The sequence below is a fragment of the Legionella pneumophila subsp. fraseri genome (genome assembly GCF_000586315.1).
In the GTDB taxonomy this organism is placed as follows: domain Bacteria; phylum Pseudomonadota; class Gammaproteobacteria; order Legionellales; family Legionellaceae; genus Legionella; species Legionella pneumophila_B.
This window is the reverse complement of record NZ_JFIM01000016.1, coordinates 55,146-79,867: the sequence shown is the minus strand read 5'-3', so window position 1 is coordinate 79,867 and position 24,722 is coordinate 55,146. Positions and strand designations below refer to the sequence as shown.

Below are 24,722 nucleotides of genomic sequence, written 5' to 3'. Positions count from 1 at the left end.
TACCATTAAATTATAGCTGGGAGAAACCCTGCAAAGGTTAAAAATTGAATGAAAAGATTAATTTCCAGCTTAACAGTAATTTGCTCTTTAAATGCTTTTGCGGCATCCGAAACGGCATCTAATCCTTGTTCTCGATGGATCCCTATCCTTAAACCCGTATGTCAACGTATCCATCAAACATGGACAGAAGGCCATGATGATATGTATTTTTCGGGTTATGCCTGGCATAACCGCTACACGTATAGACCTGAGAAAATTAAATCCTACAATGAAGCCGCATGGGGTGGCGGATTAGGTAAAAGTCTTTTTGATGAAAAAGGAAACTGGCATGGACTTTATGCGATTGCCTTCCTTGATTCCCATCGCCATATAGAACCCGCCGTTGGTTATGCCTATCTAAAAACAGCTTCTGTAAATAAAGATTTAAAAGCAGGCCTCGGATACTCCGTATTGGTTACTTCTCGCGTTGATTATGATAACGTCCCCTTTCCAGGAGCATTACCATGGGTCGCCATTTTCTATAAACGAACAACGATTGCGGCAACCTACATCCCTGGCTCAGCAGGAGCAGGAAACGTGTTGTATATCCTCGGAAAAATATCATTATAAATAAGTAATAACCCCCACATGCGGCAAAAGATATTGCGGAATAAATACCAATCACATCCTTTTAAAACTGTTGCAACTGAAAATTCAACTTGCTAGTCTCTTGAAGATTTTTAACTGTTAGGTAACAAGGAGAAGTAACATGATGTTGAAAACCAAGTTGACTGCTTTTATCAGTGCTGTAATCTTGGCTGGCTCTTCTTTAGCAAATCAAATAAAACCTGAGGCATGCCCCAGTATACCCTCGATTCAATCGGAAGGGATGTCCATGTCTGCTGAAATTTTGGAGGGCATGTATATCACTTATAATTTAAGTCATTACAATACCAGTTCAAACTGGGTATTTATTGTAGGACCAATCGCAGCTGACAATGATGATATGGCATTGGCAGAAAGCAATAAATTACTTTCAACCATGTCAGGTTCTCCCCATCCAGAAGATGATGGAGAAGGCAATTGGATATGCCAATATAATACCGAATCCAAGGACATTATAGCGTTTGCTATAGAAGCAGATGATATGTTCTCTCCATCGAAAATGATGAGATATTTCAGAACAGTTCGCTGATCAGCGTATAACAACTACATGGATACGGAAGCACTATTTGCTTCCGTAACTCTATGGATTTCAAAGCCAATCAATATTTGGGTTTACCCACTTTGATTTTATCGTTCAAAAAAATCCTGGTAATGAATAGACCAAATCAAATTCAATGACTATTAACAAAGAATGGTTAAGAACTTCTCTCTTTTTGGTACTTCTTTATTTTATGTGCTATGTTTTCTTCATGACCCTCAACATCAGGACGAAAAGAAAATGAAATCATTTATTGAGCAAGCTCAATTCTATGCAACTTACCATCAAAACAAAGCGACACGTTACACGCATATGGCAGGAGTCCCATTAATCATGCTTTCCATCATGATCTTTTTGGGATTTGTTAAAATTGTTATTCCAGGTGTTTATGCAACCGATCTTGCTTGTTTAGCAACATTAGCTGCCCTCATTTATTACTTCCTGTTAAACTGGCAACTCGCCTTGGCATTAACTCCGATTTTGATCTTTTTGTTATGGCTAGCCAGTTGGTTTAACTATGATGGTCCAACGAAATTCGGACTTTGGGTATTTATTATTACTTTTGTTGTGGGTTGGGGATTGCAATTATACGGTCACTTTATTGAGGGGAAAAAACCTGCCTTTATGGTTAATTTTACCCAAGCCCTTATCGCACCCTTGTATTTAACAGCAGAATTGTTTTTTATGGCTGGACTTATGAACTCCCTAAAAGAACAAATTTATGGGAATGAAGAAGGAAACATCCATTCTGAAAAAGAAAGCAAAACAAAATCCAAATCTTAAATAATAAATAACTGAATTATTCAGTTGCTTCAATCACAGGACTTACGAAAAACCCCAAGGTCAAGGCAAAAAATGTTTTTAACGATGAGATTGGGGGGTTCGTAAGTCCTGAATCAGTTATCTGCAAAATGAGGCATTACAATTTTAAAGCAATGGTGAATTTTGTTATTTCGTTTAAAATCCTGATCGATGGTCTGCGCTGTGATGTCCTGTACTGCATATTTTTCTTTCAGCATTGGCTCTAACTTAAATTGGCGCAGATTAGTAGAGAAATATAAAATACCATTGGGATTTAATAGCCGCATTGCCATGTTAATCAAAGAAACATGATCTCGTTGAATGTCTAAAATATCGGCCATACGCTTTGAGTTTGAAAAGCTGGGGGGATCTAAAAAAATGACATCAAATTTATCCCTGGTAATTTTCATCCATTCCTTGCAGTCATATTGCAAAAATTGATGCTGGGACAAATTAATATCATTTAACCTAAAATTATCTTCCGCCCAAAGTAAATACGTTTTGGATAGATCAACATTCGTGGTTAATGCACCAGCCAGGGCAGCATGGACACTTGCGCTGGCGGTATAACAAAAACAGTTCAAAAATCGAGTTCCCGGCTCCAATTGCGCAAATTTCAAGCGCATAGGTCTATGATCCAGAAATAGCCCTGTATCGAGATAATCATACAAATTCACTATCAATTTTGCCTTGCCTTCTGTCACAATCAGTCTGTGGCCGGTTTTTCCTATTTTTTGATATTGCTCTAAACCCTTTTGCTGCTTTCTTTGTTTGACTATTAATTTTTCAGGGTGAATACCCAATGCTCGAGGAACGACTTGCAATATCTCAAGACTGCGTTTTTCCGCCTTGTGTACTGGAATACTGGCAGGTGGCGCATATTCTTGCAACACAGCATAGTCATTATATATATCTATGGCATAGGCGTATTCGGGCAAATCGGCGTCATAAATTCGATAACAGGAAATTTGATTCTTTTTAGCCCACTTCTGTAAATGATTTTTGTTTTTTTCCAATCGGTTAAATAGCATTTGTGCATTATCAGACAACGGTGCATCCGGGGTATTTTTAAGCTTATTCGCCGCAGAAAGAGTCAAACAATAGAGTTTGCACTCTAGTGGCCCATTATATAAAGTATATTGCTTATCAGCCCGTAAACCTAAGGCTTTGGCCAAAACCGAACTGGAGGTTAAAATAGCCGCCTGCCAACCTTGATAATAAGTATGTAATGCGGTGCCCAATTGTTGATATAAAGGAACAAGCTGAGTTACCTCGCCCAGTCGCTCGCCATAAGGTGGATTACAAACAACTAATCCTTTTTTTGTCCCTGGCCTACAAGCGTTTAGCGATAATGTTTTAAACTCAACCAACGGTAATACCCCAGCCCTCTCTGCATTGGAATGTGCAAGCGCAACTACTTTGCTGTCCGTGTCCGTACCAACCAGCTTAACTGCCAGTGGTTTAACTTGCTGTAATGCCTGAGTTCGTAATTTTTCCCATAAAGAACTCTGATGTCGGGCCCAATATTGTAAGGATTGATCTTGTCGCAATAAGCCTGGAGCAATATGAGCCGCCATCATGGCAGCTTCGATAACTAATGTGCCTGAACCGCAAAACGGATCATGTAAACCATATCCTTGAGCGGCCAACTCTGGCCATTTCGCTCTTAATAGCATGGCTGCTGCAACGTTTTCCTTTAAAGGAGCTTTCCCCGCTTTTTTACGATACCCTCTTTGATGCAAGCTATATCCAACCAGATCAAAGCTCACGGTTAAAATATCATTTTTCAAATGAGCATGAATTAAAATTTGCGGTTTTTCCTTGTCGACAGAAGGCCTTGAGCCATTCAATCGGCGAAAATGATCCACTATGCCATCTTTTACTATCTGAGCGCCAAACATGGTATTACGAATTTGCTCTGATGCACCATGAAATTCGATGGCTATGGTTTTATCATGGGTGAAAACCGTTTGCCAATGAAAGTCTGTGCATAACTGATGTACGGCTTGTTCTTTTGCAGCATGACCACTAAATAAAATGAGTTGAATTCTGTTGGCTAGTCTTGACCATAAACATAAATTATAAATTACAGGCAGGCTGGCCTCACCATATACTCCTTGTGGACTCACCTGAGTAACATGTAGCCCCAATCCCTTGAGCTCGTCTTCCAGCAAATACTCCAAACCTTTTGCACAACTAATGAATAGTGAGTAATTCATTTTATTAAAGACCTTAAATAGCGAAACAGTGCTTTAGCAGCACCAGTATTTTTATCTTTTATCTGATCATCTAACGCTTTTTTAATCAATTGCCTTAATTGTTGCACGTCGTCAGGTTGATAGGCATCAATAAACTCTGTCAAAGCTTCTTTTCCATCTTGCAATAACCTGTCGCGCCATAGTTCTATCTCATGAAAAGAAGCAGTAATTGAACTCTCTTCTTCAAGGATTTTTTCATAGGCAGCAATAATCGTTTCAAAATCGGCTGCTCGCATTAATTTGCCTATTAATTGCGCCTGTCGTCTCTTCGCTCCATGACTTTTGATTGACTTGGCATCCATAATTGCTTGACGTAAATTATCAGGAAGGGGTAAAGAATCGAGCTTGGATGTGCTTAGATCAATAAATTTCACGCCTATATCTTGTAAATAATGGGCGTCTCTTTTTTTCTGTGATTTACTGATTTGTTCATCCATAGGGCGATATATTTTTTAAAATAACATCCATTATACTATATTAGTGCATGTCCAGATAGGATAGACTCTAATCAAATTTGAATGAAAACAGGCAAATACCAGCGCCTTCAAAAATCAACCGGGGTCATCATGTTGGTTGACCATGAGTTTAAAACCTCTGTTCCTGCAAAACAATAAAGAAGAATCCCAAGTAAGCCGATAAACTCAGTCCGCTGCAGCAAGTTTAATAGAAGATTGAACATATTGTTTGGCAGGCCTTGATCGTAAATAAGTATGGCCAATCGCTAAAAAATTATAGATGAGAATAAACAAAAGTAAAAAATGCAGCCAGGTTATTGTTAATTTCGTAAAAATTGGAATGGTGATCATAACACCCAGACATCCTGAAAAGCTTAAAATCAAAGTCTTTTTTAACGGGATTTTATTTTTTTGTAAAAAAACCAATGTGGTCAGGGGCTGTTGCATAGCCCCTGCTGTTGTCATGATGGGAAAAGCCACAACGGGTGAAACATTCATTAAAAATAAAACACCTTGCACCATGACAAAAAGCCCCACCCCGACCGAAGTCAGAGAACCACAAACCACCATGGCAAAAAAACCAATAACCAGTTTCCAGGAATGTAATTCCGTCAAATCACCACCAACGGGCAATATGCGAAGCTGATGGGAAATTAAAAGAATAATGATTAGGGCAAATGAACAAATCATTGCCAATCTAATGGCTTGCTTGCTTAACTGACTTACGACAAAACCACCTACTAATCCACCAATACAGGTTCCGGTGACTAAAGTAAGCAACGTAGTTAAATCAACATCTATCATGTTTATAAAAAATAAAGACTCTATAGCTCCAGGGAGGACCTGGGCTCCATTATTCACAGCAGGTAATTCATCATCCCTAAAAGTGCCTAACAATTTTGCCAAAGCGACATTAACAGCGAAACTACCAACACCCACTGTATCCGCAATAAAAGCAATAACCCCGCTACACATTAACTTAACATATTGGGAGAAGGATAGAGGCGAGGAGGGCTGCTGAATAAATTTTAAAACCATTACGGCCAGGCAGAATAAACTCAATATTAGTATGCAAAGCGTGATTAAAAAAAATGCCATTCTGTTCCTAATACGAAAGTAATATTTAATCTTAATGATTTTAAAATCAGAGCTTATTAAGATTTCAATTCCAATGAAATCTAAAAGATAGATCCTGATTGATTATATACTAATTTCCATGCACGGCAAACAACAATGCGAGCAAAAATAGCTCGCGATGAATTACAAGAAAACACTAATTTGCTTGAAGCAAAAACCTGCTGGAAACTCTTGCACCCGTTAAATAGCACACCTGGCTGTATCAATACCTACTTGGCCAAAAGCTGACTTAACCTTATTGATATCCGAGTTTAAATCTCTGGCAGCATAAATCACTCCGCAAGCTCCGTTTTTAAAGTCGGTCGTAGGGGTCCAATATTTTGTATTAGCAACAACCATGATGTGATACGCGTTTTTAATACCCATATCTTTGGACATTAGGTAAAAAGCCTTATTAAACACACCACTGGCTGTATGAACTATGAAACTCTGGCGTTCTTGAGGAAGCGCAATATGCGCATTGGCATAGGCCACTACCTCATCATAATTGATAGCACAATAGCTGCCATAACTTTGCGCAATACCTTTGTCCAAACAATCCGCAGAACTTCCGTCAGAAGAAGGATAATCCATGAAACGCAAAGCCTTGCCAAAAGAGTCGCGAATAATTGTTTCGCCAATGCCCCATGTTACTTCATTTGGTTGCAAGTAAGCCTTGTTATACAGCTGAGGATTCGTTTCCAAAAGATAAGCTCTTGACGCCTGTCCCGCCATATCAGACAGAGATTCATTAAGCGCGCCAGATTGATCATGATACTCAAGACCAGAGTGTTGCTCTGTAAAACCATGAGTTACCTCATGACCTGCTACATCTAAAGAAACTAATGGGTAAAAATCCATTCCATCTCCAAATGACATGGCTTGCCCATCCCAAAAAGCATTATCATAGTTTTGTCCAAAATGAACTCGCATAACCAATTGCATTGGCGCGCCATTAGGATGTTGTAGGGCATTAACCCCATACCAGTCCTTGTACATACCAACAATAACATGTCCGAAATAATACGCATCATTGCTTGGGGAAAACCCTCCATTAATATTTTCTTCTACATTATTATTACAAAGGTATTCAAAAGGGGTATTTATACTGTTTTCCCAGTCCCATTGGGAATTGAGATTAACCAATTTAACTTTTGAGTTTTCCATGACACATTGGCTGCCATTTTGAGTCACATCCAAAGCAGGTAATCCATCTTTACCATACCAATATTCCTGAACTTTCTCATTGCCCCCTGGTCCTGTATCCAAATAATTTTTAATATTATTCCATTGCTTAATCAAAGCTCCGGTTTGAGCATCAATAACAAAAAAAGGCCAGTCTGGTTTGCCGTCTTGCTGTACGCTTTTAAACGAAACCAAATAAACCAGCTTTAATTGACTATTTTGATCAGGTCGAATCTGTAATTCGGCGGCTTCCTGTTGTATGTTAGACTGGGGGCTGAATTGAAAATAGGACTTTTTTGCAAATTCCTTGGCTTGTTGTGCGCTAATGCCGGGTTTAGTATTAAGCTCTATATTTTCCAATAAATGCCCGTTAACCTCTGCATTATTATTGGATTGAACTCCAGGATTAGCTCCTTTAGTAATCATCACTTGAGCGCCAATAACAGGTATTCCTTTATACAACTGCTGATAACGAACAGTCATTTGATTATCTTCTTTTGTTTGATTCAATTTTTGTAATGAATTATCAATAACAGCAGAAGAGCTCTTTAAAATAATCGTATTCTTTGGTGTCTGTAGTATCGGGTATTTATGTATGCTATTGAGAGGGGCTTGATATAAATCAACATTGTCTACAGCAAAAACACTTGAAGAAGATATCGACAAAATAAAGAACATTATTTTCTTTGACATAGAGAGCACTCACAGAATACACAATGCCGCAAATAATGTCATAAAATTAAACATTATGCAATATTTGTTTTCATTCCATGTTTTTATTTCACACCTTTGACAACCTCTTATGCATTGCAAGTGAACGCCAAGACCCAAATTGGGAAAGGCTCTTGGGAGAAGTAAGTCTCTCTTTATAAACTGAGTATCCTGACATCCATGTTTGTAATCATTTATAACAGAACCATGATTGCTCAACCTGAAGCGTTTACTTCAGACTCAAGTCTGGCGCGATAACCTCCGGCCAATTCTTGATATAAGCGGACGATGCTTAGTAGTTCTTGCAATTTATCCTGATTTAAACTGATGTTGATTTTATCGAGCGAAATTTTGCTGTTTAAGGTTTCTATATAACTTTGAATACCTGTCTGATACAACCTGTCGTTCAAATTATACGCTTTTGCCAAATGTTTTTGAGCCGACGCAGTTTGTTTGAGCTTATTGGTTAAACGCTCATTTTCTGATAAGGCATTGGTCGTATCTCTTAATGCTTTTTGTAAAGTATCAATATAATTATAATAAGAAACCTTATTTACGCCTTTAGCCTTCGCTACTGCACCTAAAACAGGCATATCAATAATGGGTGCTTTCAATAATTGATCATTAAATTTGACCGTTTTTTTAGGTAACGCGTAGCGGTTATCTCCAGCAGCTAAACCACCTATGTAATCTAATTGTATTGTTGGTAAAAGATTACTTTCTGCAACGCCAATTCCTTCATGGGAAGCACGCAAACGGTTTTCAGCCACTTGCATATCAGGTCGGTTTTCAAGAACCGTTAACGGTAAAGAACCAGGTATTAAATTATGATTTTTAAGTTGTAATAATTTCTTAACCGTTTTTATTTCGCCTGGATTTTGGTTTAGTAAATAACGGATAGCATTGCGACTTATAATGATATTACGCTCTGTTACTTCCAGTTCGCCTTGTATCAAATTGACCTGGCTATACAATTCTTCCTGCTCAATTTCAGAACTTAACCCTCCCTGGTAAACTTTCCTGGCAACCTTTGCCAACTGAGTAAGATCATTGGCTAAGGTCTGTAAAAATTCTTTGCGTTCTATTTCTGCAAGATAGGTGAAATAACTTGCTGCTATTTGTGAAATAATAGTGAGTTTGAGAGCATCGTCTTCTGCTTTTACCTGAGCAAGTGTGTATTTTGCCTGTTTTTGCTCTCTAATTTGATTGATGATGTTTATGGTATAGTTTGGAATAAAAACAATCAGAACGCCAGGAAACCCGGTTGCCGGATTTCTTGAATAACCGGTCATAAGATCCAGAGTAGGAGCCCACTGATAACGAATTTTTTTAAGTTCACCCTCTGCCGCTTCAATGCTCCCTCTTGACATACCAAGGCTTGTATTGGAAATCAATCCTCTTTCAATCAGTTGGTTGAGAGTGGGGTCTTTAAAATCACGCCACCAAGCCATGTAAGGAATATTCTTGCTGTCAATATTTTTAACATTTTTGTCCGTTACTGACCATTTGTTAATCACTTCAACATTAGGTCTGCGATAGGGTTCACTATAACATCCGACTAAAAAGACTGATAATAAAATGATTTTAACCGGACGTAGCATTCTTTACTCCCTCGCTAAGGTCAATTGTTTGCTCCCCTGCAACAAAATCCTTTAAGTGCACCAAATCTTTTTGAACCTGTTGAAATAGTTGATAATAATTAAACGTATGATAATGTTTCGTATAATAAGCCATATATAAAGCTTTCAGGCCAATAAAAATTCGATTGGCCAGTTCCACAAACTGATTAAATTCATCCCCTACAGCATGTTCTGAACTGATTAAAAACTGGGAATTTGTTATGAGCTTATTGACCTCAAACAAACTGTCAGTCAACTTGATACAAGCTTGGAACCACTCTGTTTTTTTTATTTTACCCTTATTTAACAAGCGAACCAGTCTGTAAAGATCATCAATCACTTCGGCCTGAGTACTCTTGATAAATCGCTGCATCAGCCCATAATGCCTAAACCAAAAGTATTCAAAACCCAGAATAATAGTAAAGGCGATCAAAGTGCAAACCGTATAATCAATAATAAAATAGAAGACTGGAAGGGTATCTTCCGTGCTAAAGTAGCCTGAGCCAATTACAGACACATTGACAGTAAATACAGTGGGAACACTGTATGCCCTTCCTACCAGAAAAAAAGCAAAAAAGACCATTAAGGGCATAATCAGAATTAACGTTCGATAATCCAGATGACCTATAAACCACAATAAATATCCGGTGAATAAACCTAAAAGGACCCCTAAAAACCGATGATACGTCCTGAATATGGTTGTTCCATTATCAAAACCGGCATAAATCATCATGACAGCAAAACCCGTCCACCCTGCCCGTGGATAACGCAACCATTCCTGGACAAAAATAGTAAAGGCAAAAACCGTACTGATCTGAATACAGCGCAGCTCAAGATAAGAAAATGCTTGAACTCCTAGCCATCGGCGCATAAGTAATTCCAGCTTAAAATTAATTGATACAAGACTTCCAACTCATGCGTTTCTTTAAATGCAGGCAGCTCCTGGTCTGAGAGTATCACTGGTTGTCTCGCTTTACAGGCTTTACAAAGACGTTCAAGATAATGATGTAAAACCATAACGTATTCCCTACGTAACTGCTTTTGAAAAGACAGCAAGTAAGACATGGTCAAAATTAACTCAAAAGACAACATGGTTATCTTTAATATACTGTAGCACTTAATATTTCTTGGCAGCATTTTGGAATAGCGCTCCATCACAATTATGCCTGAAAAGATAGCGATGGTTTTGACCTCTCCCTTACAAATCTTGGCAGATAGAGACTCCAGGCCGGTAATGACTTCGAAAAAGGCTCGTTCCCAAATATCAAAATAATATTTTTTGGGAAATAGAAATAATCCAGCGAAAATTACCGCCATGGCAGCCAATGTATATAAAGCATTATTAATGGCAATATAAAAATTGCTGTCTGCCTCCACACCATAAATCAGGGAATAGGACGCCAAACTCAGCATCAATGGAACAATAACAAGCATTTTTTTAAAATGGTGAAGCACGAGGAAATAAAGAGCCAAGGTATAGAAAAAAACGAAAAAAACAAAAAGCACGTTGTATACAGAAATTATGCCGAACAAAAATATAGAGAGTACGCTTCCTAAAAGGGTATAGAGTAAAAGCATGTACTTCTCTTTTAGGGTTGTTCCCGCCGCCTCCACAGTAAAACAGGTGATTGGAGCATAAAAATAATAGAAATACGGATTGTCAATGGAAGAAAAAAAGTAAAATAAAATCATCAGTTCCAAAACAAACACTGCTTTTAATCCATTAATACGATGTTCTTTATACCTATCGTAGGATGCAAGCTTATCTTTTAGTTGAGATATAAACATAAGCACTGGCACCAGGATTTAAAGGGTAGTCAGGATCGGGATCCAATATCTTGATTTGTAATGGAAATCGCTGAGGAAGCAACAGCCATTCATTTTGATTTGTAACAACCTGAATTTGACTCTTTGGGGCAGTAGTTTGCCGTTCAGCAGCCCATAACGAGTTGACAACAACCCCATGAAATATTTTGTCAAAATAATACATGCGTAAAATGATATACGCTTTATCACCTTGGCGTACGTTTCGTAAGTCCGTTTCATTAAAATTAGCCTGGATATAATAATTTGCAGTATCTATAAAAGAAAACACTGGTTTATGGATCTCGATAGGGGTATTTGGAGAGACATACATATTATCTATCACTCCATCACCAGGGGCTCTGACAATGGTTAAATCAAGATTAACCTTGGCATTATCCATTTTTGCCTTAAGGCTGGCGACAGTATGTCTTTGTTGTTCAATTCTGGCTTGCAAAACCGCCACTTCCTGTTGCAGAGCATTTCTTTTATTACTTAGCGTAGAAACATCATAACCAAGATTTTTTAATTCAAGAATAGATACTGCTTCAGCCACGTTCTTATTTTTTTTAAGGCCAAGAGCAAATTGGGCTTTTTCAAGCTCAGCATCCGTTGCTTTAATCAAAGCAACCGTTCTTTCAATCTGCTTTTGAAGCACGTCTATTTTCTTTAGCCCCTCCTTATAATCAGCCGTTGCCTGTTGATAAGCCAACTCATAAGGAACCCGGTAAACACTAAATATAGGATCGTTCTTTTTTACTTTTTGACCATTCTTGACATAGATTTCAGTAATAAAACCAGATACATCAGCAGCTACAGGAGTCACATTAGTAACAACAAACGCATTGTCAGTGAAAGGGATCAAATAGGAAAATAAATGAAAAAGGCCAATAATAAGAGCCAAGCCAACGACAATAATGGGAAGATTGATGTAATTTTTGGCCTTTTTAAAAAACATAGGGATAGAATAACTAAAGAAAAACCGGATATGTTTAGTTACTATTTTATACCATGTGGCAAGCTTCTCTTTCACAATGCAGCGCCTCTTTGATGATGACTCTATAATACAACATCAGTTTATCTCTCAAAGAGAGAAACCCCATGACAAGGCCCTCTCTTTTTCGGCATTAAAACTAAAATACCTCTTTTTTCCGTTTTCGAAACAATCGAGAAAGATTGTTGGGTGACTCATATAATCGGCTTTTTCCATCCTCAGGTAAATAACCCCATTGAGATTCTTCTGCCAGCACAGCCTTGGCATCTGAATACCCAGATTCCATTCGCTTCTTAATAACCACTCGGCCAAAGTTGTAATCCTTCGAAGCCGCTTTTACTATTCTTGAACTGTAAGCCAAATGAACCAAGGTACAATGATGAGGGCTGCCGATATCTAACAAATGAGCGCTCTTCTTCTTTTGCTCATCCGTTAAAATACGGCTCAATTCCATCATTGAATTTCGCATTTTTTGTCTCTGCAAATAATTATAGATAGTGCGTTGAGCATGGGTTCCATAGGAAATGTCTTTTCTTCTCTCTTCAATTTCACTCATGCTTTTTGGAATAAACGATCGTCCACCAAAACAATCAATTAGAAAACACAAGGTATTTTCTGGCGGAATGGCCTCCAGAATAACTTCTAGTGGGGTGTTAGAATGAACGCCACCGTCCCAATATAACTCCCCGTCAATATTAACCGCAGGAAAGCCTGGAGGTAAAGCGGCACTTGCCATAATGTGCTCCACTTCTATACGATAATTGATATTATTAAAATAGATTAAATGGCCATTGCTGATTTGAACGGCACCGAGACTTAAACGAATGGGGCAGGAATTTAGCAATTCAAAATCAATAAGCTCCAGCAGCGTTTTGCGAAGAGGCGTCGTATCATAATAGCTTAAAGTCGTTGGATCACCCCATAAAGGAATTGTTCCGGTGCACCATTTTGGAAAAAAAAACTCGGGCTGGCCAAATAATAAGGCACAAGCGGCGCTTAATTTATTATAAAAATCTAAAGTAATTTCGGACTCGCCTAAAAAATCGAAAAAATTACCCGGCGCAATTTCATCCCAAAATCTTTCGAGTTTTTCAATACGTTTTTCAGGAGGATTCCCTACAATAATCGCAGCCTGTATAGCGCCAATAGAAGTTGCTGCAATCCAGTCCGGTTCATACCCGGCTTCAAGAAGCCCTTTAACCACTCCAAATTGATAGGCTCCCAGTGATCCACCACCTTGCAGCACATAAGCCACTCGAGGGAAACGTCCTTGAATTTTGGGTGGTAAGTTATCAAAGCGATTGGCATAGGGATTATTACCGTGCGGTTTAGATTCCACTTCCAAACTCATAAAAACTCCTTTTTCACTTTAGTTGACCATCGCATCCTGACTGAAATATTGGGAATACTTGCTGCCGTTTAATAACACTGTCCAAAATTAGATTGATAAATACATTGTTATTAAATAACGTGAATTATGGATTAGGATTATATAAGAAGCTGTCGATATCCCGGGTTCGAGCTGAGGAGATGCGTAAGCATCGTCTCGAAGCCTTGGCACGAAACATTAAATTCCATACAAGGCTTCAAGACGGCATCAATGCCTCCTCAGCCCGAACGATTCAAGATAGCGTATCCATAACTCACTTTAAATAAGTTTCACATAAATCATAAGTGTTTAATCATTCACATTGTACTCATATTCCCTTGAGCAACCAAGATAATATATGAAGATTGGCCTGAATAGTTTTAACTATCCAGCCAAAATCAACAAAATCAGCAACTAAAAATGTCCTGTACGAAAATCATGCATTGCTTGCATAATTTCTTCTTGGGTATTCATTACAAAAGGACCGTATCGAACAATAGGTTCATGAAGTTTAGCCGCAGCTATCAATAAACAATGATTTCTGTTTTGGCTGTTTTTGCCTTCCATTTGTATTCTTTCGCCGTTTGTCAGGCTAGCTAAAGTCCCTGCAGTAATTTGCTGTCCTCCTATATTCACAACACCCTCTATGACAAAAAGAATGGCTTGATAATCATCAGGAATCGTTTGTTGGATAGTTGCATTGGCTGGGAGAATAATATCAAGAAATAAAGGTCGCGTCGCAATTTCAACAATGGGTGAGCTCAAGCCTTGATCAATTGTTCCTGCTATTACTTTGATGGTTGCACCTGATTCCATGACCTCAATAGGTAATTGATCCGATGATTTTTCCTGATAACGAGGCTCTTGCCATTTTTCTGCTGCAGGCAAATTTAGCCACAACTGCAAACCATGCAAACGACCAGTTGAAGACGAAGGCATTTCCGAATGAATAATCCCTTTTCCAGCAGTCATCCACTGCACACCACCTGCATTGATTACTCCTTTGTTGCCTTTATTGTCTTCATGGGTAATGGTTCCCTCCAGCAGATAAGTAATTGTTTCAAATCCGCGATGTGGATGAGGCGGAAATCCGGCAAGATAATCCAATGGATCCGAGCTGTCAAAATAATCAAAAAGCAGTATAGGTTCAAAATAATTGGTTTTATCAGCACCTATATACCGACGTAACTTAACACCTCCACCTTCCCGTATTAATCTTCCCTGGATTAACTGCTCTACTTCTATTGCTTTCATATGAACTACTCATTATTACTATTCTATATAAGATAGTTCAAAATAGTATGGTTTCCTAATGGAATTACTATTATTTAACCTATTGGCAGGTTCGGTTATCAAGGATATGATGAAAATAGACTCTAGGGATAGGAGCGGAACTTATGAACACAACGGAACATACAGAGCTGGGCAATGGTTTGCTCATGGATAAAATCGAAGGCAATCCTTACTTACGAATAGATGAGTTTGGTGTGCTCCATCTGCGACTCCAACGATTCGGTGAAAACAACCTGCCTGAACCAATGGAGTTAGAGATGTCTGCTGGCGAAATTATTGCTATGGCGGGTGATTACTTTACTCAGGCTAATTGGACTATGGATTTGGATCTACCCAAATGCGAGTTCTTTAATTCCCCAATAGAATTGGGAAAACACCTCATTCGCAAGCCTATAGATCCTAAAGAAGAAAGCGCTTTAATTACAGCGTACAATAACTTGGCTGCTCCTGATGTAACTCGAAAAGAAATTGACCGTATTTATTCAATTAATAATGCTAACTATGTACCCTTTTCGCCTACCTTGAATTTCTATGCTCAACAACTGATGTATTATTTTCGTGTCAAAGATTACGGGGAAATGCTTGTTCGCAATCAAACCCATTTTACACCTTGGTCTATTCGAGTTTATATCCTGGGCCACGCTATCGCCTTAAGATATGCTCGCTTATCCTATGAATTAAAACAATTAGCTACTGACAAAAATTATCAATCAGATAACCCTGATTTGAGTACTTTAAAAATCTCCTTACAAAATAAAAATGAACCTCTTTCAAGCAATACCCTGCTTGATTTGGCGAATCGCTATCACGCCCAAGCTTATTCTATAGAACTATTTACTTTTCATTACTATTCTGATCATTTTGCTACAGGACATATGTCTATGATTGGCGATTTACGTGTCGTATTAAAAGAGCGTTTTGGAGTCTGGGGCAATATCCTGGCTAATAATCTTCATGATGAAGTAAATCGTGTTGGAGTTTATACAGTAAGACCCTATGACCCAACCCCTAATACGACAGAAGCCCCTTCTCGAGCTCGTGGGGATGGAAAATTTGATACATGCCTTAATCAATTTAACCGTTTAGCTTGCTTAAATGGTATGACCGCATCACTAAAAGACATCAATCAAGTATTATCTGGAAGTGAAATACCGGAGCAAAAAGATTTTGGCGGTTTGGTGCATATGCCCGACGTTGATTTTAACTCAAGACAACATCAACCACTGCTGGTTTTAAGTAAAGGGAAAGTATATTACCGCAACAATCTCAGTAAAATTGAAATACTTTCTCCTACAGAATATGAGCAGCTCAGACAAAATCCTGAAAAACATGGGTATAGGGAGCTAACCAATAAATGGGCTGCGTTTAAATTAGTTACCAAACTTCGCCTCTTTCCTTATATTTACGACGGCTCGGTTATGCCTGTTTCAGATGAAAAGCTCGCTGAAATTATTGCAGATGAAAAACGAAGAAATCCGCAACGAGCTCCCATCCCCACACCAACATGCCTTCCAGAAAACGAGCCAACTGTATTTGATTGGCGAACAAAAGCGAGCTGGCGTAATAACAAAGACTCGCTGGATATTTTGGATGGGTTAAAAAAACACAGTATTTTGGGAGCAAAACAAGCTCCTTCGGCCATTCAAGAGGAAGAAGAGGTTCAGTTGAATTTGGGAGTCTGATTGTTTTCTGATAAACTAGCCGCCTATTGTTACTATTTAAATTTTAGCAAACCAATTAAATATGTCTTAAGGTTAGTGAGTTGAATATAAGCAAATACAATTATTTTCTTATGTTCAACTTGCATAACATAATAACCGCAGACAATTTTGTCTATTCAAGAGGTGATCATGAAGCGCTTAATACCTACTTTCATATACCTGCTTATTTTAGCAATTGCGCCCTTCTCTGCTCATGCAGAAGCGCTCTTGAAAGATACCCTTGGTCACAATATTCCTTTTTCATCACTTAAAGGAAAATGGGTTTTTATCAACTATTGGGCAAGCTGGTGTGAAACCTGTATTGATGAAATCCCTGAGTTTAATCGTTTTTACAAAAATCATAAAAACGATGCAGTAGCCTTATACGCAGTCAATTACGATGCTCTTCCCTTACCGGAGCAAAAACTACTAATCAAGAAATTTAATATTAATTATCCTAATTTGTTAAAAGATCCGGCTCAGGATTTACAGTTGGGAGACATCACAGGAGTCCCTGTAACTTTTGTATTTAACCCAAAGGGGCAATTAATTAAAAAATTATACGGAGGACAAACAGCAAAAACATTAGAGAAAGTCATCGAAAGGAATAGGAGCGCCTAAGAGGATAAATAAAAATTATCTTTTTGGTCAATAAATTAAATCAGGACTTACACAAAACCCTAATCTCTTTGTTAAAAACATTTTTTGTCTCGACCTTGACGTTTTTGCGTCCTGTAAATGTTTTCTTGTGAACAGATCAAGTGCAGGCTCCACAGCCTGGTTTGGCTATTCATGAAAGCAACCGTCGTTTTTGATCAATCGTTATTCTAATTTTCATTAACCAATCACCGTTTTCATCTACAGACTCTTTAAGTACCGCGCCTAATTGGTATAATTGGGCTCGTAATTTTGCCTGGCCGGGTTTAATTACAACATCCTCAATTAAAATCGTACCATGCAATTGCGTTGCTATTGCTTCTTTTAAAAGATCCAGACCAGCTCCTGTTGTCGCTGATAACCATACCTTGCAAGAATCTTCAGTGTAATCAATTTTTGGCTGCCAACCTTCCTGCAAATCAATTTTATTAAACACCTGAATTACCGGGATATCATTCACTTTCAATTCATCTAATACCTTTTGTACTTCAAAAACCGTTTCGCGCCAATTTGGGTCAGAAATATCAATGACATGTAGCAACAGGTCAGCCTGTTGGGTTTCCTCCAAAGTAGCTCGGAATGCTTCTACCAAGTGATGGGGAAGATCACGAATAAATCCTACCGTATCGGCTAAAATAGCAGCAGACGACCCCGGCAATTCCAGTTTGCGCATTGTCGGATCCAGCGTTGCAAACAATTGATCAGCCACATAAGTGCGTTCCCCTGTTAACGCATTAAATAACGTGGATTTTCCGGCATTGGTATAACCTACTAAAGAAATAGTGGGCATAGACGCTTTTCGCCTGGCCTGCCTGTTTTGATCACGGCTGCAGCGTACTTTTTCCAAGCGCTTATTGATGTAACGAATGCGCTCTCTTAACAAACGCCGGTCTGTTTCTAATTGGGTTTCTCCTGGGCCTCTTAAACCAATCCCTCCTTTTTGCCTTTCCAAATGGGTCCATCCACGAATAAGCCTTGTTGATAAATGTTGCAATTGGGCTAACTCAACTTGAAGTTTACCCTCAAAAGTACGAGCTCTCTGAGCAAAAATATCAAGAATCAAGCCACTTCTATCGACAACTCGACATCCAAATAATCGCTCGAGATTCCGCTCTTGAGATGGTGAGAGCTCATGATTGACTAGCACTAAATCCGCATCGAGCATGTTTACCAAATGAGCTATTTCCTCAGCCTTACCTTTCCCTACATAATATTTAGCATCAGGAGTAGCGCGAGCACCTAATACACAATCCAACACCTCAGCTTTCGCTGAAAGCGCCAATTCTTCAAACTCAGCCAATGCCTTATCCGCATCAACCCCGGGGAGAGCTAGCTGCACTAAAACAGCGCGCTCACCGCCTTGTGGACGTTCAAACACTACCCTAATCCCCAAACAAGAAATTGTTTAGTCTGCCACAGTTCCGTCTTCCTCACCAGAGCTTTCCTCAGCAGGAATTTTGACCATTCGAGAAGGAACAACTGTTGAAATGGCGTGTTTATAAACCATTTGGGTTATGGAGTTTTTAAGCATCACCACATATTGATCAAAAGAATCGATTATCCCATGCAATTTAATACCATTGACCAGGAACACTGAAACAGGTACCTTTTCCTTGCGCAATTCATTTAGGAAAGGGTCTTGTAGTAAATGATTTTTAGACATTGCCTACTCCTTGTTGTTATTGTAATTTTTAAAGGCAAAAACGGGTATCTAACTATTTATTCGACACCCTATAATAAAACTTTAGTATATTTTCATGACAGCGTGGTTTGAATTCGTTAATATAGTCAATCAAAATATTTTTGCACATCTAGAATCAGGCTACTGATGAGTTAATAAGGAGATTTTAATGACGTTTACTTGCGATGAATTAAAAGGATTAGAGCACCCCTACGAAGTACTTGGCAATGGTGACGCACTGGCGGAAAACCGCGAAGAGCTAAACAAATTAACCAATGATGAAAAATTAGTTTTAGCCAGCCGCCTCGTTTTGGAGTGCCCCGTTAATGAATTAAAAGATTTTGCTCATGCCATTGAAGCAGCTAGAATGCCACAAGATGATAGCGATACCTTTCATTCCTTTTTATTCCAGGCTTATCAGGTAAAAAAAAGAATCATTTCCTTGCTCGATCCGCGCAATAAAAACCCTCATTCCATGATATTGGAGAAGGAGTTTGATGGTGAGCTATTTAATAATTTTAATAAATTGGCTATTGAGGTATTAAATAACAATGAAGTCGCAATTGCATTGAGACTGGCTGAAACAACTCCTCCCCAAGAACGTTCCCGAGTATCTCAAAATATTAACAATATTTTCCCACAGTCTCTCTTTGCCGCTAAAGTAAGCCACGCTTTTGCTATTCGCAGAGACATAGAGCGATTATTGTTAGGAGACAGGCCTGATCTATTCTTCTCAAGCCGTGAATTCAAGATCGATTCTTGTATCGAATTCGCCAGTTTATTCAATGTAATCAAAGATAAAGAATCTTCAATTGCCGGAAAACTCGCACTGCGAACCTCGGCCGAAAATCGCACTGAGGTATTAAAGAAAATTAAAGGTTTCTGTGCTGAGGATAGTGAGCTTGCAATAAAAGTTCAATCTGCTTTTGCATTAAGAAGAGATATAGACCGTTATCTATTAGGCGATAATCCAGAACAATTTTTTAATAGCCGTGATTTTAGCGTTGATTTATGCCTTGAATTTTCAATTTTATTCCCGGAGTTATTAAAAGGGCATGAGCAAGCTATCGGAGAAAAGTTAGCTACACTGGATGCTAAGGTACGTTCAGATATCAGTAGAAAACTGGAAATGATTAATGGAGCAGCTCACGAGCAATCAAGTCCTTTCAGAAAGATAGCCAGTGCTATGGTGCCCAAGGAAGAGCCCTGCCTGATAAAACCCATACCCGTTGTCTTACCTTCTACTGAGGAAATGATACCAAAGCAAGAATCACCTACCAGTTTACGCAATAGGAACGTTTTGTTTAAAGAACAATCTGAAGAACAAAAGAAGAAAAACTCTCAGTTAGAACCCATTGCCTCAGATTCTGAAGAGGAAGAAGAAAAAAGTAATTGCTGGACTAATTTTTGTGGATTATTTGGCAAATAATCCATCCATATCCTTTGCCCTTACTTGGTTAAGGGCAACTTTACACTTTTTTACCCATTCTTTACACATCATGCAGCAACAATTCATGTTAGTATTTTCCCATAAATTCATTGACTTATTGTAATCTACTCAAGTTAAAGCGATGAATTAAAAATAAAACACCGCTTTAAACTTAATATGATTCGAACAGAATGCTATTGAACAAGTTTATTTTTTAGTTTTAAAACAAATAGGCAAGACCCTTACCTCATAAAAAATCAAGGAAAACAGAGTGCGCCGTCCTGAATGAAGAAAAAGTTCTGCTTCCAATTGATAGTCGGAACCTTTCAATACGTTCAGAATAGCAGCAAAAATGAGAGGTGAATTGAAATTAATGCTAGTACAATGAGAGCTTTTTTTGATAACATAGCCAGATTTTTAATCTGTATTGATGATTTAATTTAACCAAGAATAAACAATTCAAATTTGAGATAAAAAATTACTTAACAGCATTTATTGGGAACTCTAATGAAAGAAAACAAACTAACAGTAGCACTGGTTCAGGAACGATGGTATGAAAATCCTAAAGAGCATCAAGATAAACTGGCTTCCGGAATATTTTCAGCTACCCAGCAAGGAGCAAAGCTTGTTTGTTTACAAGAGCTTACCTTAAGCCCTTATTTCTGTACCCGTTGTGATGTTGATCCTGTTCCCTATATGGAGGATATTGCCACTGGCCCTACTGCTCAATTTGTTAGCCAAATGGCAAAGGCGAATCAAATTCATATTACAGCGTCACTTTTTGAAAAGGCAGGATACAATACTGCGGTAGCTTTTAATCCCCAAGGAGAATTGATTGCTGTTACCAGAAAGCAACATATCCCTAGTGGTGAAAAATACCATGAAAACTTCTACTTCAAACCAGGTAATTCCAATTACCCTGTCCATGCCATCGCAGGTCACCGCTTGGGATTACCCACGTGCTATGACCAATGGTTCCCTGAACTATCAAGAATTTATGGATTAAAAGGAGCTGAAATTTTGGTTTATCCCACAGCTATTGGAGGGGAACCAACCGCGCCAGGATTTGATAGTCAACCCATGTGGCAAAAAGTTATGATAGCACAGGGAATTATGAGCAACACCTTCATTATTGCGGTCAACCGTATTGGCTGTGAAGATGATTTAAATTTTTACGGAAGCAGCTTTATCAGTACCCCTATGGGTGAAATTTTAGCTCAGGCACCACGAAATGAGCCTGCTGTATTAGTTGCTGAACTGGATTTCAGTCAACGTGAATTGTGGGGACGATTATTCCCATTTCCACAACAGCGAGAACCCGAGACTTATCATGAATTAGTCAAACCCCGTTAATCCCCTTTGGAACGCAAGAATGAACAATAATACTCTATCAGATGAAAATCTTTATAACATTGAAAATTGGGGTGAAGGATATTTCAGAGTTAACTCTAAGGGAAATATTGAGATCAGTAAAAAACCAGGTAAACAGGGTGTTGAACTGCAAACTATAGTTGATGCAGCCGATCGTGCCGGATTGCATTTGCCCTTACTAATCCGTTGTAGTGATATTCTGCATGATAGAGTCCAGAGAATTTATCAGGCGTTCACCCAGGCTCGAGAAGATACTGATTATGCAGGCAATTACCAACTGGTTTATCCGATTAAAGTAAACCAGGAACAAAGTGTGGTGCGTGAATTGTTAAAATCGCCTGATAATCAGATAGGCCTGGAAGCTGGCAGCAAACCTGAGTTGATGGCGGTTATAGGTATGTTGGGAGACCAGCAAAGCACCATAGTTTGTAACGGCTATAAAGACTCCAGCTACATTCGTACAGCGCTAATCGCTCAACAAATGGGGCATAAAGTTTTTATTGTTATTGAAAAAAAATCTGAATTGGACATTATTTTAAAAGAATCTGCGCGCCTTCAAGTCAAGCCGACACTGGGAGTACGAATTCGGCTAGTCAGCAAGAGTGCTGGCAAGTGGGAAAATACAGGTGGGGTTAAGTCAAAATTTGGATTAAATGCCAAACAGGTACTTGAACTGATTTTACAATTAAAAGCCAATGATATGCTGGATTGTTTACAGTTAATGCACTGCCATTTAGGCTCACAAATAGCCAACATTCATGACATACGCCATTGCATGCAGGAAGTAGCGAGATACTATATTGAGTTACGTCAGCTCAATGCTCCGATAAGCACAATTGATGTTGGTGGAGGTCTGAGTGTGGATTATGAGGGAACTCGATCTAATAAAGGATGCTCAATGAACTACAGTCTTGTTGAGTATGCTACGCATATCATGTTGGCTTTAAAACACTTATGTCAGGAAGCTGAGATACCAGAACCTGATCTTATCTCCGAATCAGGACGAGCATTAACAGCTCATCACGCTGTATTAATTTCCAATATTACGGATATAGAGATCATCAATAAGGCACCTGTCCTTCCTGAAATATCGGAGGATGATTCACATGTCATTCGTGATATTTACGATACTTACCAAGCAATAACAGACAGCTCACCCACTGAAATATATAATTATGCAGCACATTCGCTTAATGAAGCACACTCCCTTTTTAAACACGGGGTAATCAGCCTGCAGGAAAAAGCCAAAGTGGAAGCTTTTTACACAAACATTTGTATGGAGATAAAAGATAAACTGGATGAAGAAAATCCAAGTGAAAAAGCTTTACTGATGCGAATCAATGAATGCATGGCTGCCAAGATATTTTGTAATATTTCTTTTTTCCAATCTATTCCTGATGCCTGGGCCATTGGCCAGATTTTCCCGGTAGCCCCTATCTCTCAGCTTAATAGAACGCTTAGCATGCATAGCATCCTGCAAGATTTAACCTGCGATTCAGATGGTACAATTAAACAATATCCTGGTAGTTCCTGCGTTACAACTACATTGATGCTCCCTTCTTATGATGTCAATAACCCTTATAATATGGGATTTTTCCTGGTTGGTGCCTATCAGGAAATATTAGGCAATCTACATAACTTGTTTGGAGATACCAATTCTTTGGATGTAAAACTTTCTGATGATGGGCATTTTGAGCTGGATGATTTAGTCAGTGGTGACACTGTCACAAACGTGTTGAATTTAGCCCATTTCGATACCAAGAAATTAATTCAATCTTATGAAAAGCAATTAATAAAATCAGAACTACCTAAGGAAAAAGCACTCTCTTACTTAAATGAATTAAGAAGTATTTTTTCTCAATTAACTTACCTAGATGGAAATGTCGCACAGTGATTATGAATACAACACCTCAACAATATGGTTTTTATATGCCTGCTGAATGGCATCCTCATGAGCGATGCTGGATGGCATGGCCCTGTCACCAAAGCACTTGGTCTAAAGTCGGATTAGATAAAGCAAAAATGGCCTATGCTCGGGTTGCAAATGCTATTTCTCAATTTGAGCCCGTCGCTTTATTAGTCAATCCAGGTGATGAAGACTCAGCTAAAAAATTATGCAATGGCCATAATATTGAAATTATCACTTTACCAATTAACGATTCATGGACCCGTGATACAGGTGCTACCTTTTTAATTAATAAAGCAAAACAACTTGCCGGAGTGGATTGGATACATAATGCCTGGGGTGGTAATTACGCTGATTGTTCTTTAGATAATTTAATAGCTGCTGAACTAATAAAATATACTAATGCTCAATATTTTCATGCGCCATTGGTCATGGAAGGTGGTTCCTTTCATGTGGATGGTGAGGGGACTATATTAACAAGCAAGGAGTGTTTATTAAATGCCAATAGAAACCCTCATTTAACTCAGCAGGAAATCGAGCAATACCTTTTGAATTACCTGGGGGCAGAGCACATTATTTGGCTGAATATGGGATTGATAGGTGATGAAACAGATGGTCATGTTGATGAAATAGCAACATTTATTGCTCCTGGAAAAGTATTGTGCCTTATTAGCAATGATAAGGATGATCCTAATTATCATCGCTTGCAAGAGAATTTTGAAATTCTTAAATCATCTAAAGACGCCAAAGGACGCGTGCTTGATGTATATACTGTTGAACAACCTCCAGCAACTTACCTTGATGGGGAAAGGCTAACACTCTCGTACATTAATTTTTACATGGCTAATCAAGGTATTGTGATGCCAGCTTTTGGATATGAGTCTTATGATAGATTGGCTTATCAGCTGTTTGTACAAATATTTCCAGGTTATCAAATTACACAAATTGATGCTCTCGATGTATTTTCTGGTGGCGGCGGTATACACTGCATTACTCAACAACAACCTAAGTCCATTGGCATTGCAGGGTAGTGCGGCTTTCAATGAGGAAGACAATACCGCTTCTGAATTGAGAAATTTCTTACATATCACTGCTCATTATACTCAATGACATAAACTACCAATTGGTTATACTTAAAGCATACAGGGATGACATGGATATGTCTGACAGGAAGTCAACTAAGGGACCAGT

General features: G+C 38.6%; 21 protein-coding genes. 9 read left to right on the top strand and 12 right to left on the bottom strand.

Features of this window, described 5'->3' with window-relative positions; all coding sequences use genetic code 11:
* Window positions 1-48: 48 nt before the first annotated feature.
* The 3 genes from pagP to CC34_RS0105375 all read left to right on the top strand — a co-directional run bounded on the left by pagP (window position 49) and on the right by CC34_RS0105375 (window position 1,966).
* The gene (gene pagP, locus CC34_RS0105390) at window positions 49-609 is read left to right on the top strand and encodes a lipid IV(A) palmitoyltransferase PagP (protein WP_027228315.1); all 561 of its coding nucleotides are present in this window, start codon (window positions 49-51) and stop codon (window positions 607-609) included.
* Between the two features lie 139 nt (window positions 610-748).
* Window positions 749-1,174: a DUF4949 domain-containing protein gene (locus CC34_RS0105385; protein ID WP_028379227.1), complete on the top strand. Its 426-nt coding sequence runs from the start codon at window positions 749-751 to the stop codon at window positions 1,172-1,174.
* Window positions 1,175-1,423: 249 nt separating this feature from the next.
* Window positions 1,424-1,966 (top strand): Mpo1 family 2-hydroxy fatty acid dioxygenase, encoded by a 543-nt coding sequence (locus CC34_RS0105375; protein WP_027228313.1) that lies wholly within the window; start codon window positions 1,424-1,426, stop codon window positions 1,964-1,966.
* Window positions 1,967-2,079: 113 nt separating this feature from the next.
* Here the strand turns inward: CC34_RS0105375 and rlmKL are convergent, their stop codons facing one another.
* The 10 genes from rlmKL to CC34_RS0105320 form a co-directional block, all read right to left on the bottom strand.
* Window positions 2,080-4,203 carry a bifunctional 23S rRNA (guanine(2069)-N(7))-methyltransferase RlmK/23S rRNA (guanine(2445)-N(2))-methyltransferase RlmL gene (rlmKL, locus tag CC34_RS0105370; RefSeq protein WP_028378398.1) on the bottom strand — a complete coding sequence of 708 codons (2,124 nt, stop codon included), beginning with the start codon at window positions 4,201-4,203 and terminating at the stop codon, window positions 2,080-2,082.
* Window positions 4,200-4,679 (bottom strand): ribosome biogenesis factor YjgA, encoded by a 480-nt coding sequence (yjgA, locus tag CC34_RS0105365; RefSeq protein ID WP_027228311.1) that lies wholly within the window; start codon window positions 4,677-4,679, stop codon window positions 4,200-4,202. The genes rlmKL and yjgA overlap by 4 nt, the downstream gene beginning before the upstream one ends.
* A gap of 204 nt (window positions 4,680-4,883) precedes the next feature.
* A complete protein-coding gene (locus CC34_RS0105355; protein ID WP_027228310.1) occupies window positions 4,884-5,795 on the bottom strand; it encodes a membrane protein in 912 nt (303 codons plus the stop codon).
* 219 nt (window positions 5,796-6,014) lie between these two features.
* A complete protein-coding gene (locus CC34_RS0105350) occupies window positions 6,015-7,691 on the bottom strand; it encodes a M4 family metallopeptidase (protein ID WP_027228309.1) in 1,677 nt (558 codons plus the stop codon).
* 233 nt (window positions 7,692-7,924) lie between these two features.
* Window positions 7,925-9,310 (bottom strand): TolC family protein, encoded by a 1,386-nt coding sequence (locus CC34_RS0105345; protein WP_028379226.1) that lies wholly within the window; start codon window positions 9,308-9,310, stop codon window positions 7,925-7,927.
* On the bottom strand, window positions 9,294-10,199 hold the full coding sequence (locus CC34_RS0105340) for an FUSC family protein (protein ID WP_028379225.1): 906 nt from the start codon (window positions 10,197-10,199) through the stop codon (window positions 9,294-9,296). The genes CC34_RS0105345 and CC34_RS0105340 overlap by 17 nt, the downstream gene beginning before the upstream one ends.
* Window positions 10,184-11,116: a hypothetical protein gene (locus CC34_RS0105335; protein ID WP_028379224.1), complete on the bottom strand. Its 933-nt coding sequence runs from the start codon at window positions 11,114-11,116 to the stop codon at window positions 10,184-10,186. The genes CC34_RS0105340 and CC34_RS0105335 overlap by 16 nt, the downstream gene beginning before the upstream one ends.
* The gene (locus CC34_RS0105330) at window positions 11,091-12,164 is read right to left on the bottom strand and encodes an HlyD family secretion protein (protein ID WP_027228305.1); all 1,074 of its coding nucleotides are present in this window, start codon (window positions 12,162-12,164) and stop codon (window positions 11,091-11,093) included. The genes CC34_RS0105335 and CC34_RS0105330 overlap by 26 nt, the downstream gene beginning before the upstream one ends.
* 100 nt (window positions 12,165-12,264) lie before the next feature.
* Window positions 12,265-13,476 (bottom strand): patatin-like phospholipase family protein, encoded by a 1,212-nt coding sequence (locus tag CC34_RS0105325; protein ID WP_028379223.1) that lies wholly within the window; start codon window positions 13,474-13,476, stop codon window positions 12,265-12,267.
* A gap of 432 nt (window positions 13,477-13,908) precedes the next feature.
* Window positions 13,909-14,748: a pirin family protein gene (locus CC34_RS0105320; RefSeq protein WP_028379222.1), complete on the bottom strand. Its 840-nt coding sequence runs from the start codon at window positions 14,746-14,748 to the stop codon at window positions 13,909-13,911.
* 143 nt (window positions 14,749-14,891) lie between these two features.
* Here CC34_RS0105320 and cegC1 point away from each other — a divergent pair, with 143 nt between their 5' ends.
* Together cegC1 and CC34_RS0105310 are read left to right on the top strand one after the other, a co-directional pair.
* A complete protein-coding gene (cegC1, locus tag CC34_RS0105315; protein ID WP_028379221.1) occupies window positions 14,892-16,469 on the top strand; it encodes a Dot/Icm T4SS effector CegC1 in 1,578 nt (525 codons plus the stop codon).
* Window positions 16,470-16,637: 168 nt separating this feature from the next.
* On the top strand, window positions 16,638-17,108 hold the full coding sequence (locus CC34_RS0105310) for a TlpA disulfide reductase family protein (protein ID WP_027228301.1): 471 nt from the start codon (window positions 16,638-16,640) through the stop codon (window positions 17,106-17,108).
* 169 nt (window positions 17,109-17,277) lie between these two features.
* On the opposite strand, the gene hflX is transcribed toward CC34_RS0105310, so the two are convergent.
* Together hflX and hfq are read right to left on the bottom strand one after the other, a co-directional pair.
* Window positions 17,278-18,522 (bottom strand): ribosome rescue GTPase HflX, encoded by a 1,245-nt coding sequence (gene hflX, locus CC34_RS0105305; RefSeq protein WP_028379220.1) that lies wholly within the window; start codon window positions 18,520-18,522, stop codon window positions 17,278-17,280.
* 27 nt (window positions 18,523-18,549) lie between these two features.
* Window positions 18,550-18,807, bottom strand: coding sequence for an RNA chaperone Hfq (gene hfq / locus CC34_RS0105300; protein ID WP_027228299.1), 258 nt, complete (start codon window positions 18,805-18,807; stop codon window positions 18,550-18,552).
* Between the two features lie 187 nt (window positions 18,808-18,994).
* Between hfq and CC34_RS0105295 the strand changes: the two genes are divergently transcribed.
* The 4 genes from CC34_RS0105295 to CC34_RS0105275 all read left to right on the top strand — a co-directional run bounded on the left by CC34_RS0105295 (window position 18,995) and on the right by CC34_RS0105275 (window position 24,562).
* Window positions 18,995-20,254 carry a lpg0008 family Dot/Icm T4SS effector gene (locus CC34_RS0105295; protein WP_028379219.1) on the top strand — a complete coding sequence of 420 codons (1,260 nt, stop codon included), beginning with the start codon at window positions 18,995-18,997 and terminating at the stop codon, window positions 20,252-20,254.
* A gap of 507 nt (window positions 20,255-20,761) precedes the next feature.
* The gene (locus CC34_RS0105285) at window positions 20,762-21,607 is read left to right on the top strand and encodes a carbon-nitrogen hydrolase (protein WP_028379218.1); all 846 of its coding nucleotides are present in this window, start codon (window positions 20,762-20,764) and stop codon (window positions 21,605-21,607) included.
* 19 nt (window positions 21,608-21,626) lie between these two features.
* Complete coding sequence (gene speA / locus CC34_RS0105280; RefSeq protein ID WP_027228296.1) at window positions 21,627-23,519, top strand: biosynthetic arginine decarboxylase; 1,893 nt, start codon at window positions 21,627-21,629, stop codon at window positions 23,517-23,519.
* Between the two features lie 2 nt (window positions 23,520-23,521).
* Complete coding sequence (locus tag CC34_RS0105275; protein WP_028379217.1) at window positions 23,522-24,562, top strand: agmatine deiminase family protein; 1,041 nt, start codon at window positions 23,522-23,524, stop codon at window positions 24,560-24,562.
* Window positions 24,563-24,722: the final 160 nt, after the last annotated feature.